The organism is Arthrobacter sp. Cza30 (genome assembly GCF_059090765.1).
The window spans coordinates 68,304-91,257 of sequence record NZ_JBNHGA010000005.1 but is presented as its reverse complement, the minus strand read 5'-3'; the positions used below and the strand labels follow the sequence as shown (position 1 = coordinate 91,257).

General features: G+C 59.5%; 17 protein-coding genes and 3 tRNA genes. 12 read left to right on the top strand and 8 right to left on the bottom strand.

Annotated elements, in window-relative coordinates; all coding sequences use genetic code 11:
* Positions 1-158: 158 nt before the first annotated feature.
* On the bottom strand, positions 159-1,472 hold the full coding sequence (locus AC5RVZ_RS17710) for a UDP-glucose dehydrogenase family protein (RefSeq protein ID WP_494067084.1): 1,314 nt from the start codon (positions 1,470-1,472) through the stop codon (positions 159-161).
* A gap of 357 nt (positions 1,473-1,829) precedes the next feature.
* Between AC5RVZ_RS17710 and gltX the strand changes: the two genes are divergently transcribed.
* From gltX to AC5RVZ_RS17675, 7 genes are all read left to right on the top strand, one after another.
* Positions 1,830-3,329 carry a glutamate--tRNA ligase gene (gene gltX / locus AC5RVZ_RS17705; RefSeq protein ID WP_494067083.1) on the top strand — a complete coding sequence of 500 codons (1,500 nt, stop codon included), beginning with the start codon at positions 1,830-1,832 and terminating at the stop codon, positions 3,327-3,329.
* Positions 3,330-3,471: 142 nt separating this feature from the next.
* Positions 3,472-3,543: transfer RNA gene (locus AC5RVZ_RS17700), tRNA-Gln, on the top strand.
* A gap of 63 nt (positions 3,544-3,606) precedes the next feature.
* Positions 3,607-3,679 (top strand) — tRNA-Glu (locus AC5RVZ_RS17695).
* A gap of 50 nt (positions 3,680-3,729) precedes the next feature.
* Positions 3,730-3,805: transfer RNA gene (locus AC5RVZ_RS17690), tRNA-Glu, on the top strand.
* Positions 3,806-3,904: 99 nt separating this feature from the next.
* Positions 3,905-5,695, top strand: a complete 1,791-nt coding sequence (locus tag AC5RVZ_RS17685; RefSeq protein ID WP_494067082.1) for a dynamin family protein — start codon at positions 3,905-3,907, stop codon at positions 5,693-5,695.
* Positions 5,692-7,302 carry a GTPase gene (locus tag AC5RVZ_RS17680; protein ID WP_494067081.1) on the top strand — a complete coding sequence of 537 codons (1,611 nt, stop codon included), beginning with the start codon at positions 5,692-5,694 and terminating at the stop codon, positions 7,300-7,302. The genes AC5RVZ_RS17685 and AC5RVZ_RS17680 overlap by 4 nt, the downstream gene beginning before the upstream one ends.
* Positions 7,303-7,325: 23 nt before the next feature.
* Positions 7,326-8,363, top strand: a complete 1,038-nt coding sequence (locus tag AC5RVZ_RS17675; RefSeq protein WP_494067080.1) for a thiamine-phosphate kinase — start codon at positions 7,326-7,328, stop codon at positions 8,361-8,363.
* Here the strand turns inward: AC5RVZ_RS17675 and AC5RVZ_RS17670 are convergent, their stop codons facing one another.
* The 3 genes from AC5RVZ_RS17670 to rfbB form a co-directional block, all read right to left on the bottom strand.
* Entirely contained in the window at positions 8,364-9,869 is a 1,506-nt protein-coding gene (locus AC5RVZ_RS17670) for a sugar transferase (protein WP_494067079.1), read from the bottom strand. It abuts the gene before it with no gap.
* Between the two features lie 505 nt (positions 9,870-10,374).
* A complete protein-coding gene (locus AC5RVZ_RS17665) occupies positions 10,375-11,799 on the bottom strand; it encodes a sugar nucleotide-binding protein (RefSeq protein WP_494067078.1) in 1,425 nt (474 codons plus the stop codon).
* Positions 11,796-12,794, bottom strand: coding sequence for a dTDP-glucose 4,6-dehydratase (gene rfbB, locus AC5RVZ_RS17660; RefSeq protein ID WP_494067077.1), 999 nt, complete (start codon positions 12,792-12,794; stop codon positions 11,796-11,798). Before rfbB ends, AC5RVZ_RS17665 begins: the two co-directional genes overlap by 4 nt.
* A 91-nt stretch (positions 12,795-12,885) precedes the next feature.
* Here rfbB and rfbA point away from each other — a divergent pair, with 91 nt between their 5' ends.
* The 5 genes from rfbA (at position 12,886) to AC5RVZ_RS17635 (ending at position 18,586) form a co-directional block, all read left to right on the top strand.
* A complete protein-coding gene (gene rfbA, locus AC5RVZ_RS17655) occupies positions 12,886-13,746 on the top strand; it encodes a glucose-1-phosphate thymidylyltransferase RfbA (protein ID WP_494067076.1) in 861 nt (286 codons plus the stop codon).
* A 130-nt stretch (positions 13,747-13,876) separates the two neighbouring features.
* Positions 13,877-14,881 carry a glycosyltransferase family protein gene (locus tag AC5RVZ_RS17650; protein WP_494067075.1) on the top strand — a complete coding sequence of 335 codons (1,005 nt, stop codon included), beginning with the start codon at positions 13,877-13,879 and terminating at the stop codon, positions 14,879-14,881.
* Positions 14,878-15,996: a glycosyltransferase family 2 protein gene (locus AC5RVZ_RS17645; RefSeq protein ID WP_494067074.1), complete on the top strand. Its 1,119-nt coding sequence runs from the start codon at positions 14,878-14,880 to the stop codon at positions 15,994-15,996. The genes AC5RVZ_RS17650 and AC5RVZ_RS17645 overlap by 4 nt, the downstream gene beginning before the upstream one ends.
* 61 nt (positions 15,997-16,057) lie before the next feature.
* Positions 16,058-17,272, top strand: coding sequence for an O-antigen ligase family protein (locus AC5RVZ_RS17640; protein WP_494067073.1), 1,215 nt, complete (start codon positions 16,058-16,060; stop codon positions 17,270-17,272).
* A gap of 345 nt (positions 17,273-17,617) precedes the next feature.
* Entirely contained in the window at positions 17,618-18,586 is a 969-nt protein-coding gene (locus tag AC5RVZ_RS17635) for a polysaccharide biosynthesis protein (RefSeq protein ID WP_494067072.1), read from the top strand.
* Between the two features lie 557 nt (positions 18,587-19,143).
* Here AC5RVZ_RS17635 and AC5RVZ_RS17630 read toward each other — a convergent pair.
* The 4 genes from AC5RVZ_RS17630 to AC5RVZ_RS17615 form a co-directional block, all read right to left on the bottom strand.
* On the bottom strand, positions 19,144-20,004 hold the full coding sequence (locus AC5RVZ_RS17630; protein WP_494067071.1) for a glycosyltransferase: 861 nt from the start codon (positions 20,002-20,004) through the stop codon (positions 19,144-19,146).
* 357 nt (positions 20,005-20,361) lie between these two features.
* The gene (locus AC5RVZ_RS17625) at positions 20,362-21,489 is read right to left on the bottom strand and encodes a glycosyltransferase (protein ID WP_494067070.1); all 1,128 of its coding nucleotides are present in this window, start codon (positions 21,487-21,489) and stop codon (positions 20,362-20,364) included.
* Between the two features lie 114 nt (positions 21,490-21,603).
* Positions 21,604-22,056, bottom strand: coding sequence for a VanZ family protein (locus tag AC5RVZ_RS17620; RefSeq protein WP_494067069.1), 453 nt, complete (start codon positions 22,054-22,056; stop codon positions 21,604-21,606).
* A gap of 80 nt (positions 22,057-22,136) precedes the next feature.
* The gene (locus tag AC5RVZ_RS17615; RefSeq protein ID WP_494067068.1) at positions 22,137-22,856 is read right to left on the bottom strand and encodes an IclR family transcriptional regulator; all 720 of its coding nucleotides are present in this window, start codon (positions 22,854-22,856) and stop codon (positions 22,137-22,139) included.
* Positions 22,857-22,954: the final 98 nt, after the last annotated feature.

The following is a 22,954-nucleotide window of genomic DNA, read 5'->3' as shown; positions in this document are numbered from 1 at the left end:
GCGGCGTCAACAGAATTGATCGAAACAAATAATGCTAATTGGACCCGGTCGACCTGATTTGACCCCGGGTACTGCAAGGCAGGTGGGCAGTGACGGAAACCCAGCACTGCTTCAGTGACACGACTGCGGTCGTCAGCCGCCTCGACGAGAAAGCCAGACTACGGCCGTCCGATGCCTTGATAGTTCCACCCCGCCTGGCGCCAGAAGGCCGGCCCTAAGACGTTTCGCCCATCAAGGATGTTCTGTTCGTCAACCAAGCTGCCGATCTCCTCGGGATCCATGCTTCTGTATTGCTGCCACTCAGTCAGCAGGATCAAGGCGTGGGCGCTGTAGACGGCCTTCTTCAGATCTGGTTCGTAGCCAAGTTCAGGGAAGCGTAGCTGCGCTTTAGCCAGGGCCTCAGGATCTGTCACGGTGACAGTCGCTCCCTGCAGTTGCAGTTGTGCCGCGACAGAGAGAGCTGGGGAATCACGGACATCATCCGAATCAGGCTTAAAGGCCGCACCAAGGACGGTGATCCGTTTTCCGATCAGTGATCCGCCACACAGTTCCCGGGTGAGCTCGACGACCCGTGATCGCCGGCGCATATTGATGTCATCAACCTCGCGAAGGAACGTCAGGGCCTGATCGGCGCCAAGCTCGCCAGCCCGGGCCATGAAAGCGCGAATATCCTTCGGTAGGCAGCCACCTCCGAAACCAACGCCAGCATTGAGAAACTTGCGTCCGATCCGGTCATCCAAACCGATAGCATCGGCGAGGGCAGTCACGTCCGCACCTGTTGCAGCGCAGATTTCGGCCATCGCGTTGATGAAGGAAATTTTCGTGGCAAGAAATGAGTTTGCCGCCGTCTTCACAAGCTCGGCCGTCGCGTAGTCCATGACTAGGCGAGGAGTTTTATGGGACAGTGGCGTTGCGTATACCTCATCAAGTGCTTCCGTCGCTGCCCGACCTGCGTCGCTATCGGGCACGCCGTAGACAAAACGATCCGGTGCAAGGGTGTCCTGTACAGCATGCCCTTCACGCAGGAACTCAGGATTCCACGCTAATACTGCACCGGGAGCACCGACGGCGACGTTATCGGCCAATCGAGCCGCGGTTCCGACTGGCACCGTAGACTTACCCACCGCGATGTCGCCCTCGTGCAGGTAGGGAATTAGTTCTGCGAAGGCTGCATCCACAAAGGTGAGGTCCGCGGCATACTCGCCCTTCCGCTGAGGCGTCCCAACACAGACAAAATGGACCTTGGAGCCCTCGGCGGCTGCCATGTTTGTGCTGAAAGTGAGGTTTCCGGTCTCCTGAGCCTCGGCGAGAAGCTCAGGTAAACCGGGTTCAAAGAAAGGTGCACGGCCGCTCTGGAGATCGGCAATTTTGCGTTCATCCACGTCGATGCCCACTACTTCGTGGCCTAGTTTAGCCATTGCAGCAGCGTGGACCGCGCCGAGATAACCGCAGCCAATGACCGATATACGCATGACTTTCCTTAAGAATAGGAAGTTGGGATTAAACCGTTGACAGTATCGCCGCTCCACGCACATGTTTCCAAAACGGACGTTCTGGTCGAATCTGTCCCTAGAACATCGGCCGCTGCCGGCCTTGACTTGTTCAGGCTTCAATTCCTGCGCGAATTGCTTAGATTGTGACAAGCCGCGGCTCCGCAATCTTGACTGCAACCGACGTCTATCAGCGCTGTACGCTTCTGGTGCCTGGCTTGACTACGAAGCTGGTGGGGGACTCCGCGAACGCTGGCCCCTTTACTCAGCACGGGCGAACGCGGGAGACTTTGACCTCGGGCTTCGGCAGCGGCTCGGCAGACTAAACTGGAGCACATCATGACTACTGCTGCTGCCATCCCCACTGTCGACGACGAAACTCCTGTCCGTGTGCGCTTCTGCCCGTCTCCCACGGGCACGCCGCACGTAGGACTGATCCGCACCGCCCTGTTCAACTGGGCCTATGCCAAGCACACCGGCGGCACCATGGTGTTCCGGATCGAGGACACGGATGCCGCCCGCGACAGCGAGGAAAGCTACCAGCAGCTGCTGGAAGCGCTGAAGTGGCTGGGCATCACCTGGGACGAGGGCGTGGAGGTCGGCGGACCGCATGAACCGTACCGCCAGTCCCAGCGCGGCGACATCTACCAGGACGTCATCGCGAAGCTGAAGGAGGCCGGCCACCTCTACGAGTCCTATTCCACCCCGGAAGAAGTCGAGGCCCGGCACAAGGCCGCCGGCCGCGACGTCAAGCTGGGCTACGACAACTTCGACCGGGAGCTGACGCAGGACCAGATCGCCGCGTTCAAGGCCGAGGGACGCGAACCGGTGCTGCGGGTGCGGATGCCGGACGAGGACATCACCTTCACCGACTTGGTGCGCGGGGAGATCACCTTCAAGGCCGGCAGCGTGCCGGACTTCGCCGTCGTCCGTGCCAATGGCAAGCCGCTCTACACCCTGGTGAACCCGGTGGACGACGCGCTGATGGGCATCACTCACGTTCTGCGCGGCGAGGACCTGCTGTCCTCGACTCCTCGCCAGATCGCGCTCTACCGGGCGCTGGTGGACATCGGCGTGGCCCGCTACATGCCGCTGTTCGGCCATCTTCCGTACGTGATGGGACAGGGCAACAAGAAGCTTTCCAAACGCGATCCCGAGTCCAACCTGTTCCTGCACCGGGAACGCGGGTTCATCCGCGAGGGCCTGCTTAACTATCTCTCCCTGTTGGGCTGGTCGCTGTCCGCCGACGAGGACATCTTCACCATCGACCAGATGGTGGAAGGCTTCGACATCCACGACGTGCTGGCCAACCCGGCGCGCTTCGACCTGAAGAAGGCCGAGGCCATCAACGGGACCCATGTGCGCCTGCTTGAGCCCGGTGACTTCAAGCTCCGGTTGATCCCCTATCTGCAGCATGCCGGCCTGGTCGGGGAGTCGTTGACGGAGCGCGAGCAGATGATCCTGGCCGACGCCGCGCCGTTGATCCAGGAGCGGATCACCCTGCTGGGCGAGGCGCCGGAGATGGTGGCGTTCCTCTTCAAGAACGACGACGAGATCGAGATTGCCGACGACGCGCGCAAGGGCCTGCCGGAGAACCTGACGGAGGCCCTGGACGCCGCGCTGGCGGCGCTGGAGCCGCTCGAGGAGTGGACGGCAGAGAACATCCAGGCGGCCCTGCGGTCGGCCTTGGTCGAGGGCCTGGGGCTGAAGCCGCGGCTGGCCTTCGGGCCGGTGCGCACCGCCGTCTCCGGCCGTCGGATTTCGCCGCCGCTTTTCGAGTCCATGGTGATCCTGGGCAAGGACTCCTCCCTGGCGCGGATCAAGGCCTTCCGCGGCTGAGCGCCGCCCGAGCGGCGCGCGGCGGCACTGCCGCGCGTTGCTCGTTTTGCACTTTCGAGCAGGCATCCGGTAAAGTAATTACTCGTGCTGAGGCGCTAGGGAATGGGCAAGAGGCCGATTCCAACGGCTCCGAAAGTGCCAGTGGGATATGGTGTAATTGGCAACACAACGGTTTCTGGTACCGTCATTCTAGGTTCGAGTCCTGGTATCCCAGCGCTACAGTCTCCGCTTCGGCGGAGACTGGATTGTGTGGAGCGAAAACTCCACGCAAACCTACGGCCCCATCGTATAGCGGCCTAGTACGCCGCCCTCTCACGGCGGTAACGCGGGTTCGAATCCCGCTGGGGTCACGGTCCGGCAAGGACAAGGCAGTGCAGGCCTTCAACTGTGCAAGCTATGCGGCCCCATCGTATAGCGGCCTAGTACGCCGCCCTCTCACGGCGGTAACGCGGGTTCGAATCCCGCTGGGGTCACCAACAGCCGGTCCCGGACATCCCGTCCCGGACCGGCTTTTTGTATGCCCCGAAGAATCAGGCCTACGGCCCGTCGTGGCAGGGTTGGCGGCTCCTGCTGGCATGATAGGAACCGTGACAAGCAGGTTGCCCGAGGGCCAGGACAGGGGAGCGGCGGACGCCGTCGTGCTCCTGGAACAAAGCCGCGGCTCGCTTGAAGCGATCCAGCTGCCGCTGGACGTTCCCGGTGCCGCCACAGCCCGCGGCTCCATCGCGGCGGCCATTGCCCAGCTGAACGACTACATCCTGCCCCGCTACCGCACGCTGGAAGCCCCGCTGCTGGCAGTCGTGGGAGGATCCACCGGCGCCGGGAAATCGACGCTCGTGAACGCGGTGGCGGGCTTCCCGGCCACCCGTGCCGGGGCGATCCGGCCCACCACGCGCCAACCCGTCCTGCTGCACCATCCGGGCGACTCGGCCTGGTTTTCGGATCGGCGGATCCTGCCCGGCCTCAGCAGAATCACCGGAAGGCCGGCGACGGACGCCGCCGACAGGCAAGTCCCCAATCCGGAACCGGCCGGAGAACCTGCCGGAACTTCGCTGGTGTTGCTCGCCGACAGCAGCATTCCGGCGGGCATAGCGTTGCTCGATGCACCGGATATCGATTCGATTGCCGACGAGAACCGGCGCTTGGCGGGACAACTGCTGGCCGCCGCCGACCTGTGGATTTTCGTTACCACCGCCAACCGGTACGCCGATGCCGTGCCGTGGGCGCTGCTTCTGGACGCCGCACAGCGGGACATCGAAGTGGCGGTCGTCCTGGACCGGGTGCCGGAAGAAGTTGAGCGTGAAGTCCGCGCCGACCTGGCCGGTCTGCTGCAGCGGCAGGGTCTCGCAGCGGCCCGGCTGTTTGTCATCCTCGAGTCCAAGCTGGACGAACAGGGCATGCTGCCCGCCGGCGCCGTCAACCCCCTCCGGGAGTGGCTCCAAGAACTCGCCGCGGACGCCTCCGGCCGCGCCGCCATCGCCCGGCGCACCCTCGGCGGGGCGGTGCGCTCACTGGCCGCGACGGTCGGGGCGGTCGCCGATGCCGCCGATGATCAGCATGCCGCCGGCCAGCGACTGCGCACGGTCGTGGAAGACGCCTACGAGGCGGCGACCACGCGGGCACTCGCCGCCACGGAGGACGGAACGCTCCTCAGGGGCGAGGTGTTGGCGCGGTGGCAGGACTTTGTCGGCACCGGGGAATTCTTCCGCGGAATCGAGAGCGGCATAGGCCTGCTGCGGGACCGGATCGGCGCGTTCTTTTCCGGCAAACCCGCTCCCTCCGTCGAAGTCGAGGAAGCCATCGAGTCCGGGCTGCAGGCCGTCGTCGTCGAGGCAGCGGCCGCCGGGGCGGAGGAGGCCGACACGCGCTGGCGGACGGACCCGGCCGGGCAGGGGCTGCTCGGACGCGAAGACCTGTCGACCCCCAGCGCGGGCTTTGCGGATGAGGTAGCGCGTGAAATCCGGGCGTGGCAGGCAGACCTGCTGGACCTGATCCGCAGCGAGGGCGAAAGCAAGCGCTTCACCGCACGCATGCTCTCCTTCGGAGTTAACGGCCTCGGGGTAGCGCTGATGGTGGTGATTTTCGCGGCCACCGGAGGGCTGACCGGTTTGGAAATTGGCGTGGCGGGCGGAACGGCCGTGGTGGGCCAGAAGCTGCTGGAAGCGGTCTTCGGCGAGGACGCCGTACGCAGGCTGGCGCGCAAGGCCCGCGCCGAGCTGCAGGAGCGCACGCGCAGGCTCATGCGCGCCGAAGCGGAGCGCTTCCTGTCCCGGATCCCGGACGTGCAGGAGGCAGGGACCCTGCGCGAACTGGCAGGGCGGCTGCAGGCCCTGGGGGCAAAGACGGACATGGGAGCCCCGGATTGAGCCGCCACCGGGGCCAGCCCGAAACCTCCCTGTTGCAGGCACGGCTGGATGCCCTGAACACGGCCGCCGAGCTCGCCGCGGGGGTGCTGCCGGAAGCGGAACTAGCACCCGTCACCGAGGTCCTGGAACGGGCCAGCGCCCGCCGTTCCCTGTCTGCCGAGCACACCGTGGTTGGGTTTTTCGGTGCGACCGGCAGCGGAAAGTCTTCCCTCTTCAATGCCGTATCCGGCACGCGCCACGCCACGGTGGCGGCACGTCGCCCCACCACGTCGGAAGCAATGGCGGGAATTTGGGGAACGGCCGGCAGCGAACCGCTGCTGGACTGGCTGCAGGTGGCCAACCGGCACGTCGTGGAGGACGGGTCCTTCGCCGGGCACGGCGGCCTGATCCTGCTGGACCTGCCGGACTTTGATTCCACCGCCGTCGAGCATCGCGCCATCGTGCAACGGTTCGCGGGCCAGGTCGACGTACTGGTCTGGGTGCTGGATCCGCAGAAGTACGCCGATGCCGCCGTGCACCAGGGATTCCTGCGCCCGCTTGCCTCCCACGATGCGGTGACGCTGGTGGTGCTGAACCAGGTGGACCGGCTGGCCGAGGGACAGCTGCAACCGGTCCTGGGTTCGCTGAGGGAGATTTTGCTGCGGGACGGGCTCGCCCGGGTGGATGTTTACCCGGTCTCCGCGAAGACGGGGACCGGCCTCGACGAGCTAACGGCAGCCATCACGACCTTCGCCGACAAGCGGCAGGCCGCGGCCGAGCGGCTGCTCGCCGACGTCAGAAAGGCAGCCCAGGCCCTGGCCGTCGAACCCGAGGCGGAGCCGGCAGGCGTCAGCAAGGCGGCCAGGAGCGTGTTGGCCGAGCAGTTGGCGCAGGCGGCAGGCGTGGATGCGATCAGCGACGCCGTGGCGACCTCGTACCGGCGGCGGGCGCATGCCCGGACCGGCTGGCCGGCGGTTCGCTGGCTCGGAAAGCTGCGCCGCGATCCGCTCAAGCGGCTCAACCTGGACCGCAAGGACGTGAATCCGCTGCTGAACCGCTCGTCCATGCCGGCGCCGGGCCCCGCCCAGCGGGCGCAGGCCGACAAGGCTATCCGTCAGTTCGCCGACCGCACCGGTGAAGGCGCCGCTGCCCCCTGGCGCGCGGCCATCCGCCGGGCGGCACGATCCGCGGAGGCGACGCTTCCGGACGACTTGGACCAAGCCCTGGTGGGCACCGACCTGCGCTCCGACCGTGCGTCGTGGTGGTGGCCGGTTTTCGGGCTGCTCCAGTGGCTCGCCCTCGCGGCCGCCTTGGCCGGAGCGCTCTGGCTCCTTGGCATCGCTGCCCTGGGCTACCTGCAGTTTGCGGTCCCTGAGACACCAACGGTCGAAGGCTTCCCGGTGCCGACCTTATTGCTGGCCGCCGGGATTCTCGCCGGGGTGGTGCTGGCGCTGGCATCGGGCGTGATCGCTCGGTTCGTGGCCCGTGCCCGGGCCGCAAACGCACGGCGGCGGCTCCGCGACGCGGTTGCGCGGGTGGCGGAAGAGCGGGTGGTCCGGCCGGTCGAAGAGGCGGTGGCCCGGCACCGGGACTTCAGGCAGGCAGTGCTGACGGCGTCCGGCGAATGACGTCCCGGGGAAACCCGCGGGGCATGGAGCCGGCAACAGATGAGATACAAGGGAGAACGCAAAGATTGACCGCTGAACTGACCGTCAACGAGCTGGACGAAGGCTCGCTCCTGGACAGGATTTTCCCGCGCCTCGGCCGCGCCCACGTCCCGGTCGGCCCGGGCGATGACGCTGCCGTTATCGAGGCACCCGATGGGCGCACTGTCATCTCGATCGATACGCTGGTCCAGGACCAGGACTTCCGGCTTGAGTGGCCCTCCGGGTACCGGACGACGGGCTACGACGTCGGATGGAAGTCCGTGGCGCAGAACCTCTCGGACATCAATGCCATGGGAGCCGTGCCGACGTCCCTGGTCATCAGCCTGACCCTGCCCGGAGCGACGCCGGTGGCATGGGTCGAGAGCCTGGCCGACGGCGTGGCTGATGCCCTGAGGAAACTGGGTGCGGACCGGTGCTCCGTCGTCGGCGGTGATCTTGGCCGCGGCGACGCGCTCGTGGTCACCGCTGCCGTCACCGGGGATCTCGAAGGCCGCAGCCCGGTCCTGCGCAGCGGTGCGCGTGCCGGCGACATTGTGACTGTGACCGGCCCCCTTGGTCATGCCGCCGGGGGACTTGCGCTTTTAGAGCACCATGATGGCACGGCCGACCGTTCTAAGCAGTTCAGATCGCTTATTGAACGTCAGGCTAGGCCACGGCCACCTCTTAACCTCGGCCCGCAGGCTGCCAACAACGATGCGACTGCGATGATGGACATCTCCGACGGATTGATCCGGGATGCACTGCGCATCGCGAAGGCCAGCAGGGTCGCCATCGACTTCAATGTTGAAGCATTGCGAAATATGACAGGTCCACTGGCCGCTGCAGCCCAAGCCTTAGACGAGGACCCCATGACTTGGTTACTAGGTGGGGGAGAGGACCACGGCTTGCTGGCGACATTTCCCGCCATAAGACCCATCCCCGAGGGCTTTACTGCGGTTGGCCGAGTGTTTGACGGGGCCCCCAAGGTCACGGTGGCAGGATCACACTCCCAAGCCATCGGGTGGGATCATTTCCTGCGGTGACTAGTAGGCGCCGTCGCCGCCCACGACAGCGCGGGCAGTCCGCCACAGGACCTGGATGTCGCCGGTGAGCGACCAGTTCTCAACATAGAACAGATCCAGCCGAACGCTTTCTTCCCACCCCAGATTGGAACGCCCGCTGACCTGCCAGAGACCCGTCATGCCTGGCTTGACCAGGAAGCGGCGGTGAACTTCGCTCTCATACTGCTCCACTTCCCGCGGGAGAGGTGGCCGCGGGCCGACAAGCGACATATGACCAAGGAGGACGTTTACAAGCTGCGGCAGTTCATCGAGAGAGTATCGACGGATGAATTTTCCAGGTTTGGTCACCCTAGGGTCATCCTTCATCTTGAAGAGGACCTCATTGCCCTCACTGCCCCGGTCCCTGACGAGCTGAGCCAACCGTTCCTCGGCGTCGACGTGCATGGAGCGGAACTTCAGCATCTTGAATGTCTTGCCCCGCAGTCCAACCCGATCCTGCATGAAGAAAACAGGTCCTGGGGAGGCGAGCTTTATTACACCGCCGAGGACGATGAAGACCGGCGATAGGACCAATAGCAGGAGCGAGGAGCCTACAACGTCAAAGGTGCGCTTGGCGGTTTTCTGCCCCGCTTCGTAAGAGGGTGCTTCCACCCCGATGAGGGACAGTCCCGCGACGGGACGGGTATGGATTCGTGGACCAGCAATATCGACCATTGTGGGAGCAACAACCACGTCGACTCTCGTTGGTTCCAGTTCCCAGGTAATGCGCTTAACTACCTTCGCCGGAAGATCATCACTTCCGGTCAAGGCAACGGCGTCTACGTCGTGGGCAAGAACCAAGTTGCTCACGTTTCGCATAGACCCGAGTATCGGGACACCCGAAACGGAAGCCATGTGCTCGTAACGCTTGGGCACACAGCACCCAACGACCGCGAAACCAGAAGCCGGGTTGGCAGACATCTCGGAGGCAACATGTTCAACCGTTCCCGGCGATCCGATGAGGAGTACCCGGCTGCAGAATAGGCCTTTTTGGCGTTTCATCGTCAGCCATCTCCGCCATACAGCGCGACTGAGGAAAAGAGTCAGTAAGCCGAGTGGCAAGGCAACGATCAAGTAACCCCTAGCCAGCTCCAAGCGCAGGAGAAGGGCAGCAATCGCCACGAGCCCGAAAAGCCGCAGAGTGCAGTCAGTTATACGCTTGTACTCCGCGACGGCGTCACCTATCACCCGCTCGTCGTGCGTGCCGTAGATGCTTAGCAACGCGATCCACGTGACAATGAGGACGATGGAAAAAAGTGTGTAACTAATTGCCGCGTGTTCCGGGCCGGGGCGCAACGAAAGGTCTCTGTCTTCAACCCCAAGCCAGAGAAGTTGTGCCCCGAAGACCGACCAAATGATGCATACGCAGTCGGTTGCAAGGAGTCGACGAGCGTATATGGACTTCCATTGCTGTCGTACAGTACGAGCTTTGTTGCTTTTCTGAATTTGCGACGGAGCGGGATGCGCCTCGCCTAACCTCTGGAGCATTCCGCTACTTCGCATACATCAGTTCTCGTCTGCAGAGGAAGCAAGGATGGTGGGTGCGCTGCTGTGTGCCGTATGCTGCGACGCATCATCCACAAGCCTGAGAGCGCAACCAGGAGGCCCAAGGCAAGCCACGATACGACCAAGGTCTGGTGGACGGCCGTGGCGGTTAGGAAGAAACGGTCAAGTTGGTCATCGGATAGACCAGCTTGCCGGCTGGATAGCGAATCTGTAAGGGCAGTGCCGAGCAGTGGTACGAGAATGCTGACCGAGATAGCTCCGCTGATGACGATCTGAAAGATCCGTTTTGTTCTACCTAGCAAGTGCTCCCCCGTGATTTGGTCGTCTAACCCCGTCAGCGGTTAATTTCAAGGTGCGGTTGAACAGCTGACGCCAGTTGAATTTTATGCTGTAGGGGGTGATTTTTACAAAAACGTATAACCCACCCGAGTTTTAATTTAGCTGCTCCAGCCTCCGAGCGCCGTGATCATCCCAAATCCGGTAAGGATCAGGTCTGTAAGTAGGCGCGAAGCGCCCTGGCAGCTGACTGAGCATGAAACCCGGCTTCCTCAATTTTGGTGAGTTTGAGTGTGCTTCTGAGTGGTCGGGGGGCGGCCTTTTTGCCCTGAAAGTATTCTTCCGTGCTGGTGCCGGTGATATCGGTCCGGTTGCGTCCGGTTAGTTCGAAGACGTCGGCGGCGATGTCGGCCCAGGTTTGTGTGGGGCCGGTATTGGTGAGGTTGTAGGTCCCATAGGGTGCACCGGTGTCGAGGAGGTGGCGGATGCCGGCGGCGAGGTCTGGGGCGAACGTCAGCCGGCCTTTTTGATCATTGACCACGGTTGGTCTGATGCCTCTAGCGGCGAGGCCAGCCATTGTGGTTACGAAGTTATTGCCGTCGCCGATGACCCAACTGGTACGCACGATGTAGTGCCGGGGTGTGGTAGCTGCGGCGGTGTCACCGGCGGCTTTCGTCTGTCCGTAGACCCCTAGGGGTGTGAGTGGTTCTTCCTCATCGTGTTCGTCGCGGCTGCCGTCGAAGACATAGTCGCTGGAGATGTGGACGAGGGTGATGTTGTGGTGGGTGGCGATTGCGGCCAGTCTGGCCGTAGCAGTGGCATTGACTGCCCAGGCTATGGCGCGTCCCTCTGGCGTTTCGGCATCGTCGACGGCTGTGAAGGCGGCGGCGTTGATGACGGTTGAGTAGGCCGACCAGTCGCGGCCCGTCATGGCGCCGGTGCTGGCAAGGTCAAACTCCGCCCTGCTAACGAACTCCATGTGCGCATTATCTGCATAGGTGTCTCGCAGGGCACGACCGAGCTGGCCGTTCGCGCCAGTGACGAGGACCTTTTTAGGCAGCATCGGTGCCACCTCGGCCAGTGGGGGATGCGTCCGGTCAGCGTTCGAGACTTCAGCTTGCTCGAGCGGGATGGGCCAACGGATGGCTGCTGTTTCGTCGGCCAGGTTCAGAAAGGTGTACTGATCCCGCGCCTGGGCGGACCAGTGGGCGCTGACCAAGTAGGTATAGGCGGTGCCGGGTTCCAGGGTCTGGAAGGCGTTACCTACACCGCGTGGGACGTACACTGCTTTGGAAGGGCCAAGCTCGGTGGTGTAGACGGTGCCAAAGCTTGGGCCTTGGCGTAGATCAACCCAAGCGCCGAAGATCCGCCCGGTCGCCACGGAGACGTATTTGTCCCAGGGTTCGGCGTGGATGCCGCGGGTGGTGCCGGGCTTTTCGTTGTAGGAGATGTTGTTTTGGACAGGGCCGAAATCCGGCAGGCCGGCGGCAAGCATCTTTGCACGTTGCCAGTTCTCCTTAAACCAGCCGCGGTTGTCGCCGTGGACGGGCAGGTCCAAGACCAGCAAGCCCGGGATCGCTGTGCTCGAGACCGTCAAGGCTTTGCCAAAATCGACGCCGGGAGTCTCCTGGGTCATTGGCCCTGCTCCTGGTAACGAGCCTCCGCGGCGGCCTTTTGCGGCCGCCACCAGGACTCGTTATTCCGATACCAATCGATGGTCACAGCGAGCCCGTCTTCGAAGTTCCCAAAAGACGGAGTCCAGCCCAGTTCGGTACGAATCCGAGTCGAGTCGATCGCATAACGCAAGTCATGGCCGGGACGGTCGGTGACTTGGTCGAAGTCGTCGGAGGCTCGGCCCATCTCCTTGAGGATCAGGGAGATGACCTCCTTGTTGTCCTTCTCGCCGTCGGCGCCAATTAGGTAGGTTTGTCCGGTCTCTCCCTTTTCAAGAATCGTCAGGACGGCGGAGGAGTGGTCGTCGGCGTGAATCCAGTCGCGCACGTTTTCGCCGGAGCCGTAGAGCTTGGGCCGGATTCCGTCGATGATGTTGGTGATCTGCCGGGGGATGAATTTTTCCACGTGCTGATAAGGCCCGTAATTGTTCGAGCAGTTGCTGATAGTAGCTTGCAGTCCGAAGGAACGAACCCAGGCACGGACGAGCAGGTCTGAGCCGGCCTTTGTGGACGAGTACGGGCTGGACGGGTTGTAGGGGGTATTTTCCGTGAACCGTTCGGGGTCGTCGAGGGCGAGGTCGCCGTAGACCTCGTCCGTGGAAATATGATGGAACCGTTTGGCGTGCTTCCGGGCTGCTTCGATCAGCGTGTAGGTGCCTATGATGTTCGTATCCAAAAACGGCCGCGGATCATGTAGGGAATTGTCATTGTGCGACTCGGCTGCATAATGGACGATCGCATCAACCCCGGCGACCAGCGTGTCCACCAAAGTGGTATCAGATATATCCCCCTGCACGAACGTCAGTCGGTCCCCGCCTAGTCCCGCCAATGACGCCCGGTTCCCTGCATACGTCAATTTGTCTAGCACTGTTACGCACAGATCCGTAGCGGAGATCACATAGCGGACAAAATTCGAACCGATGAACCCGGCGCCGCCGGTAACAAGTATCTTCTGCACGTGTCCCAACGATAGTGCATCCGGTGCCAAACCCTGGCCGCGGCAGCATACCGATTTTGATCTGCTGCCAACACAGAAGATCATAGGGAACATGCGAGGAATCATTCTGGCCGGCGGAACCGGATCAAGACTCCACCCGATCACACTTGGAATCAGCAAGCAACTTGTACCGGTTTTCGACAAGCCGATGATCTACTACCCTCTATCAACTCTGATACTGGCCGGGATCAGAGATATTCTGATCATCACAACGCCTCACGATGCAGATCAATTCCAGAGGCTCTTGGGCGACGGTTCACAATTCGGTGTTTCGTTGACGTACACGATTCAGCCTACTCCCGACGGCCTCGCCCAAGCTTTCATCCTCGGCCAAGAGCACATTGGTATTTCCAACGTCGCCCTCATCCTCGGAGACAACATCTTTTACGGTCAGGGTATGGGCGTTCAACTACGGAGATTCGCTGCGATTGAGGGCGGCGCGGTTTTCGGATACTGGGTTGCGGATCCGAGCGCATACGGCGTGGTCGAATTCGACTCGTTAGGCAGAGCAATTTCTCTTGAGGAAAAACCTCAGAATCCCAAGAGCAACTATGCAGTACCTGGTCTCTATTTCTATGACAACGATGTCGTTGAAATTGCCAAGCACCTTGAGCCTTCTGAGCGTGGTGAGCTTGAGATAACAGATGTTAATCGTACATATCTCGCGAACGGCAAGTTAAGTGTCGAGGTATTGCCGAGAGGGTCCGCCTGGCTAGACACTGGTACCTTCGAATCTCTAAACGACGCGTCAAACTACATTCGAACAATTGAGGCCCGCCAAGGACTGAAGATAGGGGCGCCAGAAGAAATCGCCTGGCGCTCAGGCTTCCTCTCGGATGACGACTTGCGGGAACGCGCTGAGCCGCTTGTGAAGAGCGGATATGGATCATACCTTCTAGGATTGCTTGGATAGATATAAGAGTTGGTATTAGCCTGCCTGCCGGAATGTCGTGCTACCCGAGGGGTTTCCATTTCTTACTTATACCAAAGCACCAACAGTCACAGAGAGACCGCAGGCTGCGACGTCTGCTGAAGGAATTTAAATGGCTTCCACTATTGAAACGGTTGCTTGGGGTGTCCAGCCGGGCAGTACTTCGCTAAATCGACCGCAGAAACTTTTTGCCGAGCTATCTCGATTAGGGGTTGTCCAGCAGGGGCCGCATTTCATTTATCATGGCCGAACCCCTGAAGTGGACAATCAAACTAAGGCGTCGTTTCTCAGGCCAGGTCGAGCACTGGATGGCCGGAAACGCGTTGGGGCTATGTCGCCTGTGTTTCTGAACGCTCGCCATGCAGACATAGTATGGGCAGACCTCTACGATGATTGGTCGATTGCTCCCGACATAAGAATAAATTACCGACTGGAAGCCCGTGCCGCGTACCGCAGGGTGGCTTCTTCCCGTCCCGGCGAGCACGGAATAATCACCGTCAATACTGACTATATGGCCCGTAGACTGCGGGGACGGGTAACTGCTGTCGTGCCCAATGGAGTAGACGAGGAGCTCGGGACAATGCGGTTGGGCGGGGACGATCGGGCAAGACTGGTGGTATTGGGAAAACTTTTCACCAACAGAACTGACATCTCGCTGCTCGATAGGCTGATCAACAATCCACTCTTCGAAGAAGTTCTCGTCGGCGGTCCCGGGACAGATCCCGATGTTCTCCGACTGTTACGAAGGGCCCAGGCGAACGCACCTCATAAATTCAAAATTCATGATTGGCTTTCCGAAGCGGAGCTCGCGGCTGCCTGCGGCGAGAGAACCGTGGGCCTAATACCCCATGTAGTTAGCGACTATACCCTCAGCCAAGATCCCATGAAGATTTATACTTTTTTGGCATTGGGAATTCCTATCATTTTGCCCCGAATACTGTGGCCCGAGCACCTGTCAGATGAGTTTGTTTATCGGTGCGGAGTGGGGGACCGCATGGAAAAGCATTTGAACACTTGGCTTGATACGTCTCGTCCCTCGCCGGCTTGGCGCGAGGACTTCGCTCAAGTTAACTCGTGGCGAGCGCGTGGAGAAAGAATTGCGGATCTACTATCGTGAAGCTCGATATCACAATCGTCTTATATGGATATAAGCGGAGCGACTTTCTGAAGACGCTGTACGACGTGCGCGCGGCAGCTGAGCTCATACGAAGAGTGCATGTATTCCTGTCGGCAGATCAGGCGGACTATGAGCAGATTCAGGCGGACATTTCCAGCGCCGAGGTGTTCGTTCCTTTTGATATTGAGCACCGATACGACAACCTGGGCTTCGCGACTGGGCATAACAGACTGCTACGACGCGCTTTCGATAACGGCGCTGCGGCGTGTTTGGTCCTCAATCCCGACGTTACATTCAGCCCGGAAGCCCTGGCATCTCTGCTGGAGAAGACCGCGCAGTACAACGGTGCATTGATGGGGCCCACGCTGGCCCGACTGGAACACGTCGACGACGACACCAAGCCGAGATTCACTGACAGCCTTGGAATCGAGTGGACTTCTAGTGGGAGACATTTTGACATTGGGCAGGGCACACCTTGGAATCTAGATGGGAGCATGACTCGGCGAGTCTCAGGGGTGACGGGTGCATGTATGTTCGTCTCTCGCGCCGTCTACGATCACATCGTGGAAGAGACCGGTCATTTCTTCGATGATCTCTTCCTTGCCTATCGGGAAGACGCTGAGCTTGGAGTGCGGGCTGGGATATGCGGCGTCCCGTCTCTAATTGTCCCGGTCGAGGGCTTCTGCCATGTGCGATCGTCAAGAGGATTCAGTCGGCATAACCCTCTGATCAATCTCTTGGGCGTCCGGAATAGATTTCTTATACTCTGGACCCTAGGTCGAGATCGTCCTGGGAACTGGCTTGTAAGCCGAATCAGGGATGTTGTAGTAGTCGCGGCCACACTTCTTATCGAGCGTGACAGTATTCCTGGTCTGGTGGAAGCACTGCGTATCCGCAGGTATGCCGGCGGCAGCCACCCGAGAGGACGGCACCGAACCTCGATGAGTGTGGACACAAGTGCCAAGGATTTGTCATGGAGTGGAAGAGATGGTTTCAAGGAGAAGGAGTGGAACAGTGATGATAAAGCCACGCTCCAATCCATGATCACTAGGCTTGTGCCAAGAGGATCCAATTTGGCTCCGCGTCTTCAATCACCCCCTAGAAGAAACAGCTAGAATATTGCCTACGACTCAAGAGAATTTGACCGGAAGCGTTTACTCGCGAGCCAGGCTAGCTGTGGCTTGGCTATGGGGCCGCGCAGCAACCGTAGTGTTTTGGAGCAGCACAGTTGCCGTTCTGATCATGCTGCTTGTCCCCTTGATCCGACTTTCAGCCGCCTTCAGCACAATGCGAGTCATCGCGGCGGGAGCTTTTGTAGCATTGGTGCTTCTGTCCGTTCTGCGAAGCGGTTGGATTAGGGCTCTGAACGAACCAATAACAGCAGCCAGCATCTTTACGATTCTCGGAGTTGTCGCGACTGCAAATGCGCCAGATGACAACGAGTGGAAAATCCTCGCGCTTACCTCCAGTGTTATGCTCGGAGGTCTAGCTATGGGCGCAATACTAGCTTCTCAAGGACTCTGGCATCGGATACGAGCGGTCCTGGTAGTGATAGCGATTTTGCAGTCGTTGTATGCCGTTGTTGAGGCGTTAGCTGGCCTCCCTCCTCTTTGGGCAAGTACAATGGAAAGCAGAAGTGGAGAGACTTCTGCCAGCGTTTCACTGCTATTCGAAGGCGCATATCGCGCACAAGGCACGTTCGGGCATCCGCTTCCTCTCGCTTTTCTTATCCTCGTAGCCTTCGCTTTCACACTGCTCAGCGGTTCTGCGGGGTGGGTAAAGGTAGCTGCCACCATCATATTTTTCTCTGGCCTGCTTGCTTCTGGTAGTAGAAACGCACTCCTACTTGCGTGCGGCCTTCTGATACTGCATATCTGTTCGTATTTGTCCCGCAGAACCGTTGTGATTGTTGGTCTTTCCGTGCTGGCCCTTGTAGGCGCCGGCGCTGTAACGCTCATGGCTCCGGCACTCCATAGATTCTTGGAAAGCGGCTCAGTTACTCATCGTCTTGGCGCCCTCAGTGCAATCGAAAAATTGATTCACCGTGATGGGTTTCAGCTATGGCTCGGCGATGGGGCGGGTTCTAGTCCTCGTCTCTATGCCCAGGGTCTCTTGCAATCAGATGGCCTGCAAGCCGTCGACAATCAAATAGTTCAAACTCTTGCTGAGAATGGGGTACTAGGTTTACTTCTTCTCGCCTCGCTGCTGGCTCGTGCTTTATATCGTGCCCGGGGTGAGGTGCGCGTTGCGCTCGTAATATGTGTTTCGCAGTTCTTTATTTTTGATATTATCGTATGGCCTGGTTCTGCAATAATTTTATGGCTGTTAGTTGGGGCCGCTTTTGTTCTTCCTAATGACAAGGTTAAGCCTTTTGACCGAGTTCGTAAGTAGCGCTCCATCTTCATTCGGGGGTTGCAGGTGAGGAACCTCGTCAGATTACGGCGTACGCTCGGTTTGACTCTCGTTCCCATGGCGGGTTTCGCTAGCCCGTTGTTGGCCCTGCCGGCAGTAACCTCTCAATTCGGGGCTAGCGCTTGGGTGGCAGTGGCAATCGGACAGTCGGTGGGGGCAGCGCTGTCTGTCGTGCTCGAACTAGGGTGGGGACTCGTCGGTCCTCAGCGGGTTTCTCGATTGAGGAGGGAATCGCGCCGCCGGGTCTTGGCAGTTTCTCTGTCTAGTAAGGCGATTCTACTCCTTCCAACAATAAGCGTTGCAGCTATTCTGAGTTACAACCTCGTGGACGAATATGAGACTGAATCAGCGATGGTAGCGGTAGGTTCAGTAGCCTTAGGTTTAACTTCGATCTGGTTCTACCTGGGCACTGGATCGGTATCCAAGATATTTCTGGCCGATTCCCTGCCGAAACTGGCATGTGTTACTGCCTCTGCGGTGCTGATTCTCATGGGGGCCCCATTCGCCATCTATCCCCTTATTGGCATTATTGCACCTGCTTTCGTCTCCCCTGTAGTAGTAGCAGCCCTCGAAGGGGTGAAGCCTCGGCACTTTAGGGGCTTCAGCTTAGGGGGGTTTGCCCGTGTAATGCGTGCGCAAAGATCTGCAGTTATTGGACGATCGATCAGTGCGCTTTATATTTCGCTTCCTGTTACTCTCGTGAGCTTAGTTGCTCCGCCAGTAGTTGCATTGTTCGCTGCCGTTGAAAGACTACAGCGCATATATCTGCAGATCGCAGCAGCAGTCCCTAATGCCATGCACAACTGGGTGGGCAACGCGCCGCAGATGACGGACCGCTTGCAGCGAGCGCGAACCGCTATCTGGATTAACGCAGCATTTGGGTTATTTGCAGGAATACTTTTCGCCGTCGCTGCCCCCTATTGCGCTGATTTCGTCTTTGCTGGAACTGTCCATGTTCCCATCGCGTTAAGTGCCATATCAGGTTTCCTTATTTGGATTGTGTGTACGTCAAGGGCCACGGGTTCGTTGGCTTTGGTCGCGACCAACAGGGTTCGCATTATTGCGATGAGTGCACTAGTCGGCGCTTGTGTAGGGATTCCTGGTATTCTCGTCGGGGCAGAATTTTTTGGTGCTGGAGGCGCATTGGCCGGCGAAGTGCTGGCTGAGATGATAGTACTTTCCATCCAACTACACTGGTGTTTGAGACGTCTGACAGGTGCATCCAGCGCATCCGACTTGCCGATCCCTCGCCGGGACCGGGGATCACGCCGCGGGGCTTCGGCGGCCTCGTAGCCGGCCTCCGTGACTTAGCCGCGCGTCCCGGGCGTCGGTCTCGGCTTCGCCCGGCTGTAAGTCCGCGATGCCGCGCATCGCCGCGCCGGGCAGATAACCGACGAATGCCTTCGGGCTGGGCCACGGCGACCGGCTGCGCCCTGGTCATGGTCAGCTGATCGACCGCCAAAAGCAGGGACCCGTGACGTGCGAGGGAGGAAATGATTTCGCGCGATTCGCCCGCCCTGGGCAGTGCCTTGCCTCGTCCAGTAATACGCCGCCTCCAGACATCAAACTAGTACGAGGTGCTGGCATGTCTTGCGGCCGCAGAGTCTGACATCCACGTTACGGCGGACCTGCCGCCGTCTAAGCTCCGGCTAGTCTTGTCCGCATCCGCGATCCTCTGGCGCCCATTGAACACCGGTGACCACACCACGCCCGGATTATGAAGGACGGGGGCAGACATCATGCCGTCCGGCAGGCCAGCAGCCTTTGATTCTTACCTACTCAGGGCTTACGAAAAGGTCCTGGAAGGCACTACTTTGAAGAACCGGGGCACTGCAGCAAGGTTATAGACTCTATTTCGAGTATGAGCTCAGAATCTCGTGGAAGACCTCAAACTGCGACTCCACGTAGGTTTCCAGTTTGTTGTGGGTCTCGGCGAACGATTTAACGTCCGGTTGGCATGCGTGTTCCTTGATGGTCATTCCTAACCGGACAGGATCAGCGTTACTAATGCTTGTCAGTTGATTGTGCACGATAGATTCAATTTCTTCTAGAGCGGGGCTGGTTCGAGTTATGACCCTTCTTCCACAAGCAAGCCCTTGCCACACCTTATTTGCAATTACGGATGCCGCTTTCGGAGAGGATCCAAATATTCCTAGAACGATACTATGATCCCAAATTATTTCGGACAAAAGCTCTTGACGGACCGGGTCCCTAAAATCAATGAGGTGCGAGAGACCCAGATTTGCGGCCTTTTCCTCTATCCTTTTCCTGTCTTTTCCGTCGCCCACAAACGTAGCTAACAGTCCGGAGTCTTTAATGCTAGCTAAGGCATCGAGCACGAAGTCGAGACCGTGTAGGGGAATGTAGTTACCGTAGTAGAGAACTGTCTTTTGCGGAGTTTGTCGCTCATTAGGTACAGCCCATGCGGGTGCACCAACTGGCAGGCTTAATATCTTGGTTGAGCCTATACCTTCAATTTCCTTCGCCCTGTGTCTCGTGTCTATGAGCGCCAAATCTGCCAAGCGTATTGCAATACGATCCAACATGCGATATACACGGGCCTTCAGAGATGAAGGGGAAACTTCCCGCCAGTCCTCGACATTTGTCTCGTACATCCCAACGAATGCGTCGACTACCAGTTTCGCCTTGAAACGTCGTGCTAGGAGCCAGGCAACGGGCGTGTACTGGAGGCTCAACTCGGCCAGAAGCACGACGTCGTAGTCTCCTGGTTTCTTAAGGCTACCGAGTAACAGGTCTACGCTTTGACGGATGAATGATGGGCGATCGTGGCGGCTAACCATGGTGACTTGGTGACCGTGTGCGGCCAAGAAACTACGAATTCGAGCATTGCGCGGATAGCCAGTATCCTCAATGTTGAGGTACAATATCGAAGCCATACAGTCCTACCTTATAGAAAAATTGCAATTTGCAGGCGTGCTTAAGAGAGACTCTGTGTATCGGCGCCAATAAAGTCCTTGAACTACTCATTCCTAAATCGGCTAACACCATTGAGTATCAGAAGGTCCGTAAACGCAGCGAGCGGCCGGTTGGCGCTCATTTCGCTACCATCAATTCTGCGCAAGTCCGTTGCTGACTGCGGCGGCAGCCAGTTGCTCGTAGCTGTTTGCTACTAAGCTCCAAGTGTATTCGCTCTGCGAACGGGTAAAACTTAGATTTGATAATCGAACCTGCAAATCAGGCGTGTTAACTACGTTATCCAACGCTGTTGCAATAGCTTCTGGCGACGGTTCCACAAAGAGCGACTCATCTGACAAGACTTCTCGGTTGTAGACCGTATCCCGCGCGACAACTGGCGCCCCTAAAGCCATAGCTTGAACCAAGGCCGGATTTGTGCCTCCGACGCTATGGCCATGGAAATAGACCCCGGCATGTTGCCAAAGCGAATACAGGCGGTCATCGTCTGAGACGTGTCCCAGCCAGTGTACGTTCTCGCACTTCACATCAAGGTCGCGAGCTCTTTCCTCAAACTCTCCTCCGTATCCAGATGAACCAACTATGACTATCGGGTGGCGCTGAGCTAGGATTTCAGCAGCGGCCAAAAACTCACTGATTGTATTCTCTGGAACGAAACGAGCAACAGCTAAAACGTAGGATCGGGACTTCAAACCGGGCTCAACGGGGAGGAGGTCGGAGGGGTCTCCGCCGTAGGGAATAAAGTGTCCGGACCGATGAAACTCTTGTCTCCATCTTTCTCCTATGGCACGTGCGTCATATATGACGTCGTCTGCAAATTTAGCTGTGAGTCGCGCACCAAGTTTGAAGACCGCTTTCGCAAGCTTTCCCCATTTAGCTCGATCCCATTCTATTCCGTCGACGTTGACTATGGTCGGAATGCCGCGCCATCGCAGCAATGGCAGCCAAAAACCGTTGGCTACGTTCATGATCAAAGCCACATCGGGCTTTTTCCAAGCAGCGTGTAAGCAAGAAGTAAGTCCGTACGTCAATGTGCTTAGAGACTTGGTATCGATGCCGGAGGTCTCTAACGTGCGTATTCTTGAATCAGCTCCAGGGTCACCCTTTTTGGATGCGCCAGGCCGTCCGTAGACAGTGACATCCCATCCACGATCGGCAAATACAGGTGCTATCTTACGGACGGCGGTCTCAAAACCTCCGTAATAGCTAGGATAACCGCGCGTTCCGATGATGGATACGGATGGGGGATTGGCGTGAGTCAACGGCTTTGCTCCTAGGCGCGCAGTAGTGAGGCGGAAGCGCCGCTCTGCAGAAAATTGGTCCCGTACATTCTATGGCAATTCCAGGCACATCTCACGCGTTGCACGTGTATGTAATCACCTGCTCCACTGTGACCCCATGTGTTGCCTCTCGGTTGAGACACTGCGCAGAAGTGACGCAACCACCAACTGGCCTATGATTGCGCCTGTCGTATTGGCCATCACGTCGTAGAGGGAAGCCACTCGGTCCGGAAGGAAATAGTGCTGGCTCAGCTCGATTGCACCCGACACGGCGAAGGTCACGAGCGTGACGAGGTACCACCGACGCAGTGGAATAATCATGGCCAGAAAAAGCCCTAGAGGTATGAACAGGAGGACGTTCGTGCCGAACTCTATTGACGTGTAGTTCACCCACTCGGGAATGCCGTGACCGTGAAGCTTCTGTATGGCCTTGTCCAACAGATCCCGCAATGGGCGGTCGACTTGCGTAGGCCACAGCGCAATGAATGCCAAACCTGCCACATAGATCAGAATGAAGAATGCCGCAGATCCCTTGCGCGTTTCGTACACTCGTTCCGCCTGTACCCTCTAGGAAACCGCCCTGCTCGTATGACGCCGGGCACCGGTAGTCGAATCTACTAGACGTCCTATTAATCTGCAGTTTTCCGCAAGGCTTCGGTCAGTTGGGCGGCGGCGTTGCAGACCACCTCGGCATGCAGCCGGCCGGGTTGCCGGGTGAGCCGCTCGATCGGCCCCGAAATGGAAACGGCGGCAATGACCCGCCCGGACGGACCGCGGACCGGGGCCGAAACCGACGCCACACCGGGTTCGCGTTCGCCCAGGCTCTGGCCCCAGCCGCGGCGGCGCACGCCGGCCAGGACCGTCGGCGTGAAACGCGCCCCATGGAGTCCTTCGAGCAGCCTCTCGTGGTCTTCCCAGGCCAACAGCACCTGGGCGGCGGAGCCGGCCTTCATCGAAAGCTGCGTCCCCACCGGAATGGTGTCCCGCAATCCGATCGGCCGCTCGGCCGAGGCGACGCATACCCGCGAATCGCCCTGCCGGCGGAAGACCTGCGCGCTCTCACCCGTGGCATCGCGAAGGTTCATGAGCACCGGGCCGGCGGCGGCTATGAGCCGGTCTTCGCCGGCGGCCGCGGCCAATTCGACCAGCCTGCTGCCCAGGACGAACCTGCCCTGCATGTCCCGGCTGACCAGCCGGTGGTGGACCAGCGCCAAAGCTAGCCTGTGGACGGTGGGCCGGGCCAGGCCGGTGGCGGCCACCAGTTGGGCCAGGGACGTGGGTCCGGCCTCCAGGGTGTCCAGCACCATGGCCGCCTTGTCAATGACGCCGACACCGCTAGGATTGTCCATAAGCTGATATTCGCATCTCAATATGTGAGATGCAAGTCGATTGACTGGCGGGCGGGCAGCCGCGCTGGAAGAGTTAAAGCACACACTTAGTGCGGGCC

Coding starts and splice junctions, on each gene's coding strand:
- AC5RVZ_RS17670 (WP_494067079.1), bottom strand. CDS start 9,869: ATGCTCCAGAGGTTAGGCGAGGCGCATCCCGCTCCGTCGCAAATTCAG.
- AC5RVZ_RS17615 (WP_494067068.1), bottom strand. CDS start 22,856: ATGGACAATCCTAGCGGTGTCGGCGTCATTGACAAGGCGGCCATGGTG.
- AC5RVZ_RS17665 (WP_494067078.1), bottom strand. CDS start 11,799: ATGACCCAGGAGACTCCCGGCGTCGATTTTGGCAAAGCCTTGACGGTC.
- AC5RVZ_RS17650 (WP_494067075.1), top strand. CDS start 13,877: ATGGCTTCCACTATTGAAACGGTTGCTTGGGGTGTCCAGCCGGGCAGT.
- gltX (WP_494067083.1), top strand. CDS start 1,830: ATGACTACTGCTGCTGCCATCCCCACTGTCGACGACGAAACTCCTGTC.
- AC5RVZ_RS17685 (WP_494067082.1), top strand. CDS start 3,905: ATGATAGGAACCGTGACAAGCAGGTTGCCCGAGGGCCAGGACAGGGGA.
- AC5RVZ_RS17710 (WP_494067084.1), bottom strand. CDS start 1,472: ATGCGTATATCGGTCATTGGCTGCGGTTATCTCGGCGCGGTCCACGCT.
- rfbA (WP_494067076.1), top strand. CDS start 12,886: ATGCGAGGAATCATTCTGGCCGGCGGAACCGGATCAAGACTCCACCCG.
- AC5RVZ_RS17675 (WP_494067080.1), top strand. CDS start 7,326: ATGGAGCCGGCAACAGATGAGATACAAGGGAGAACGCAAAGATTGACC.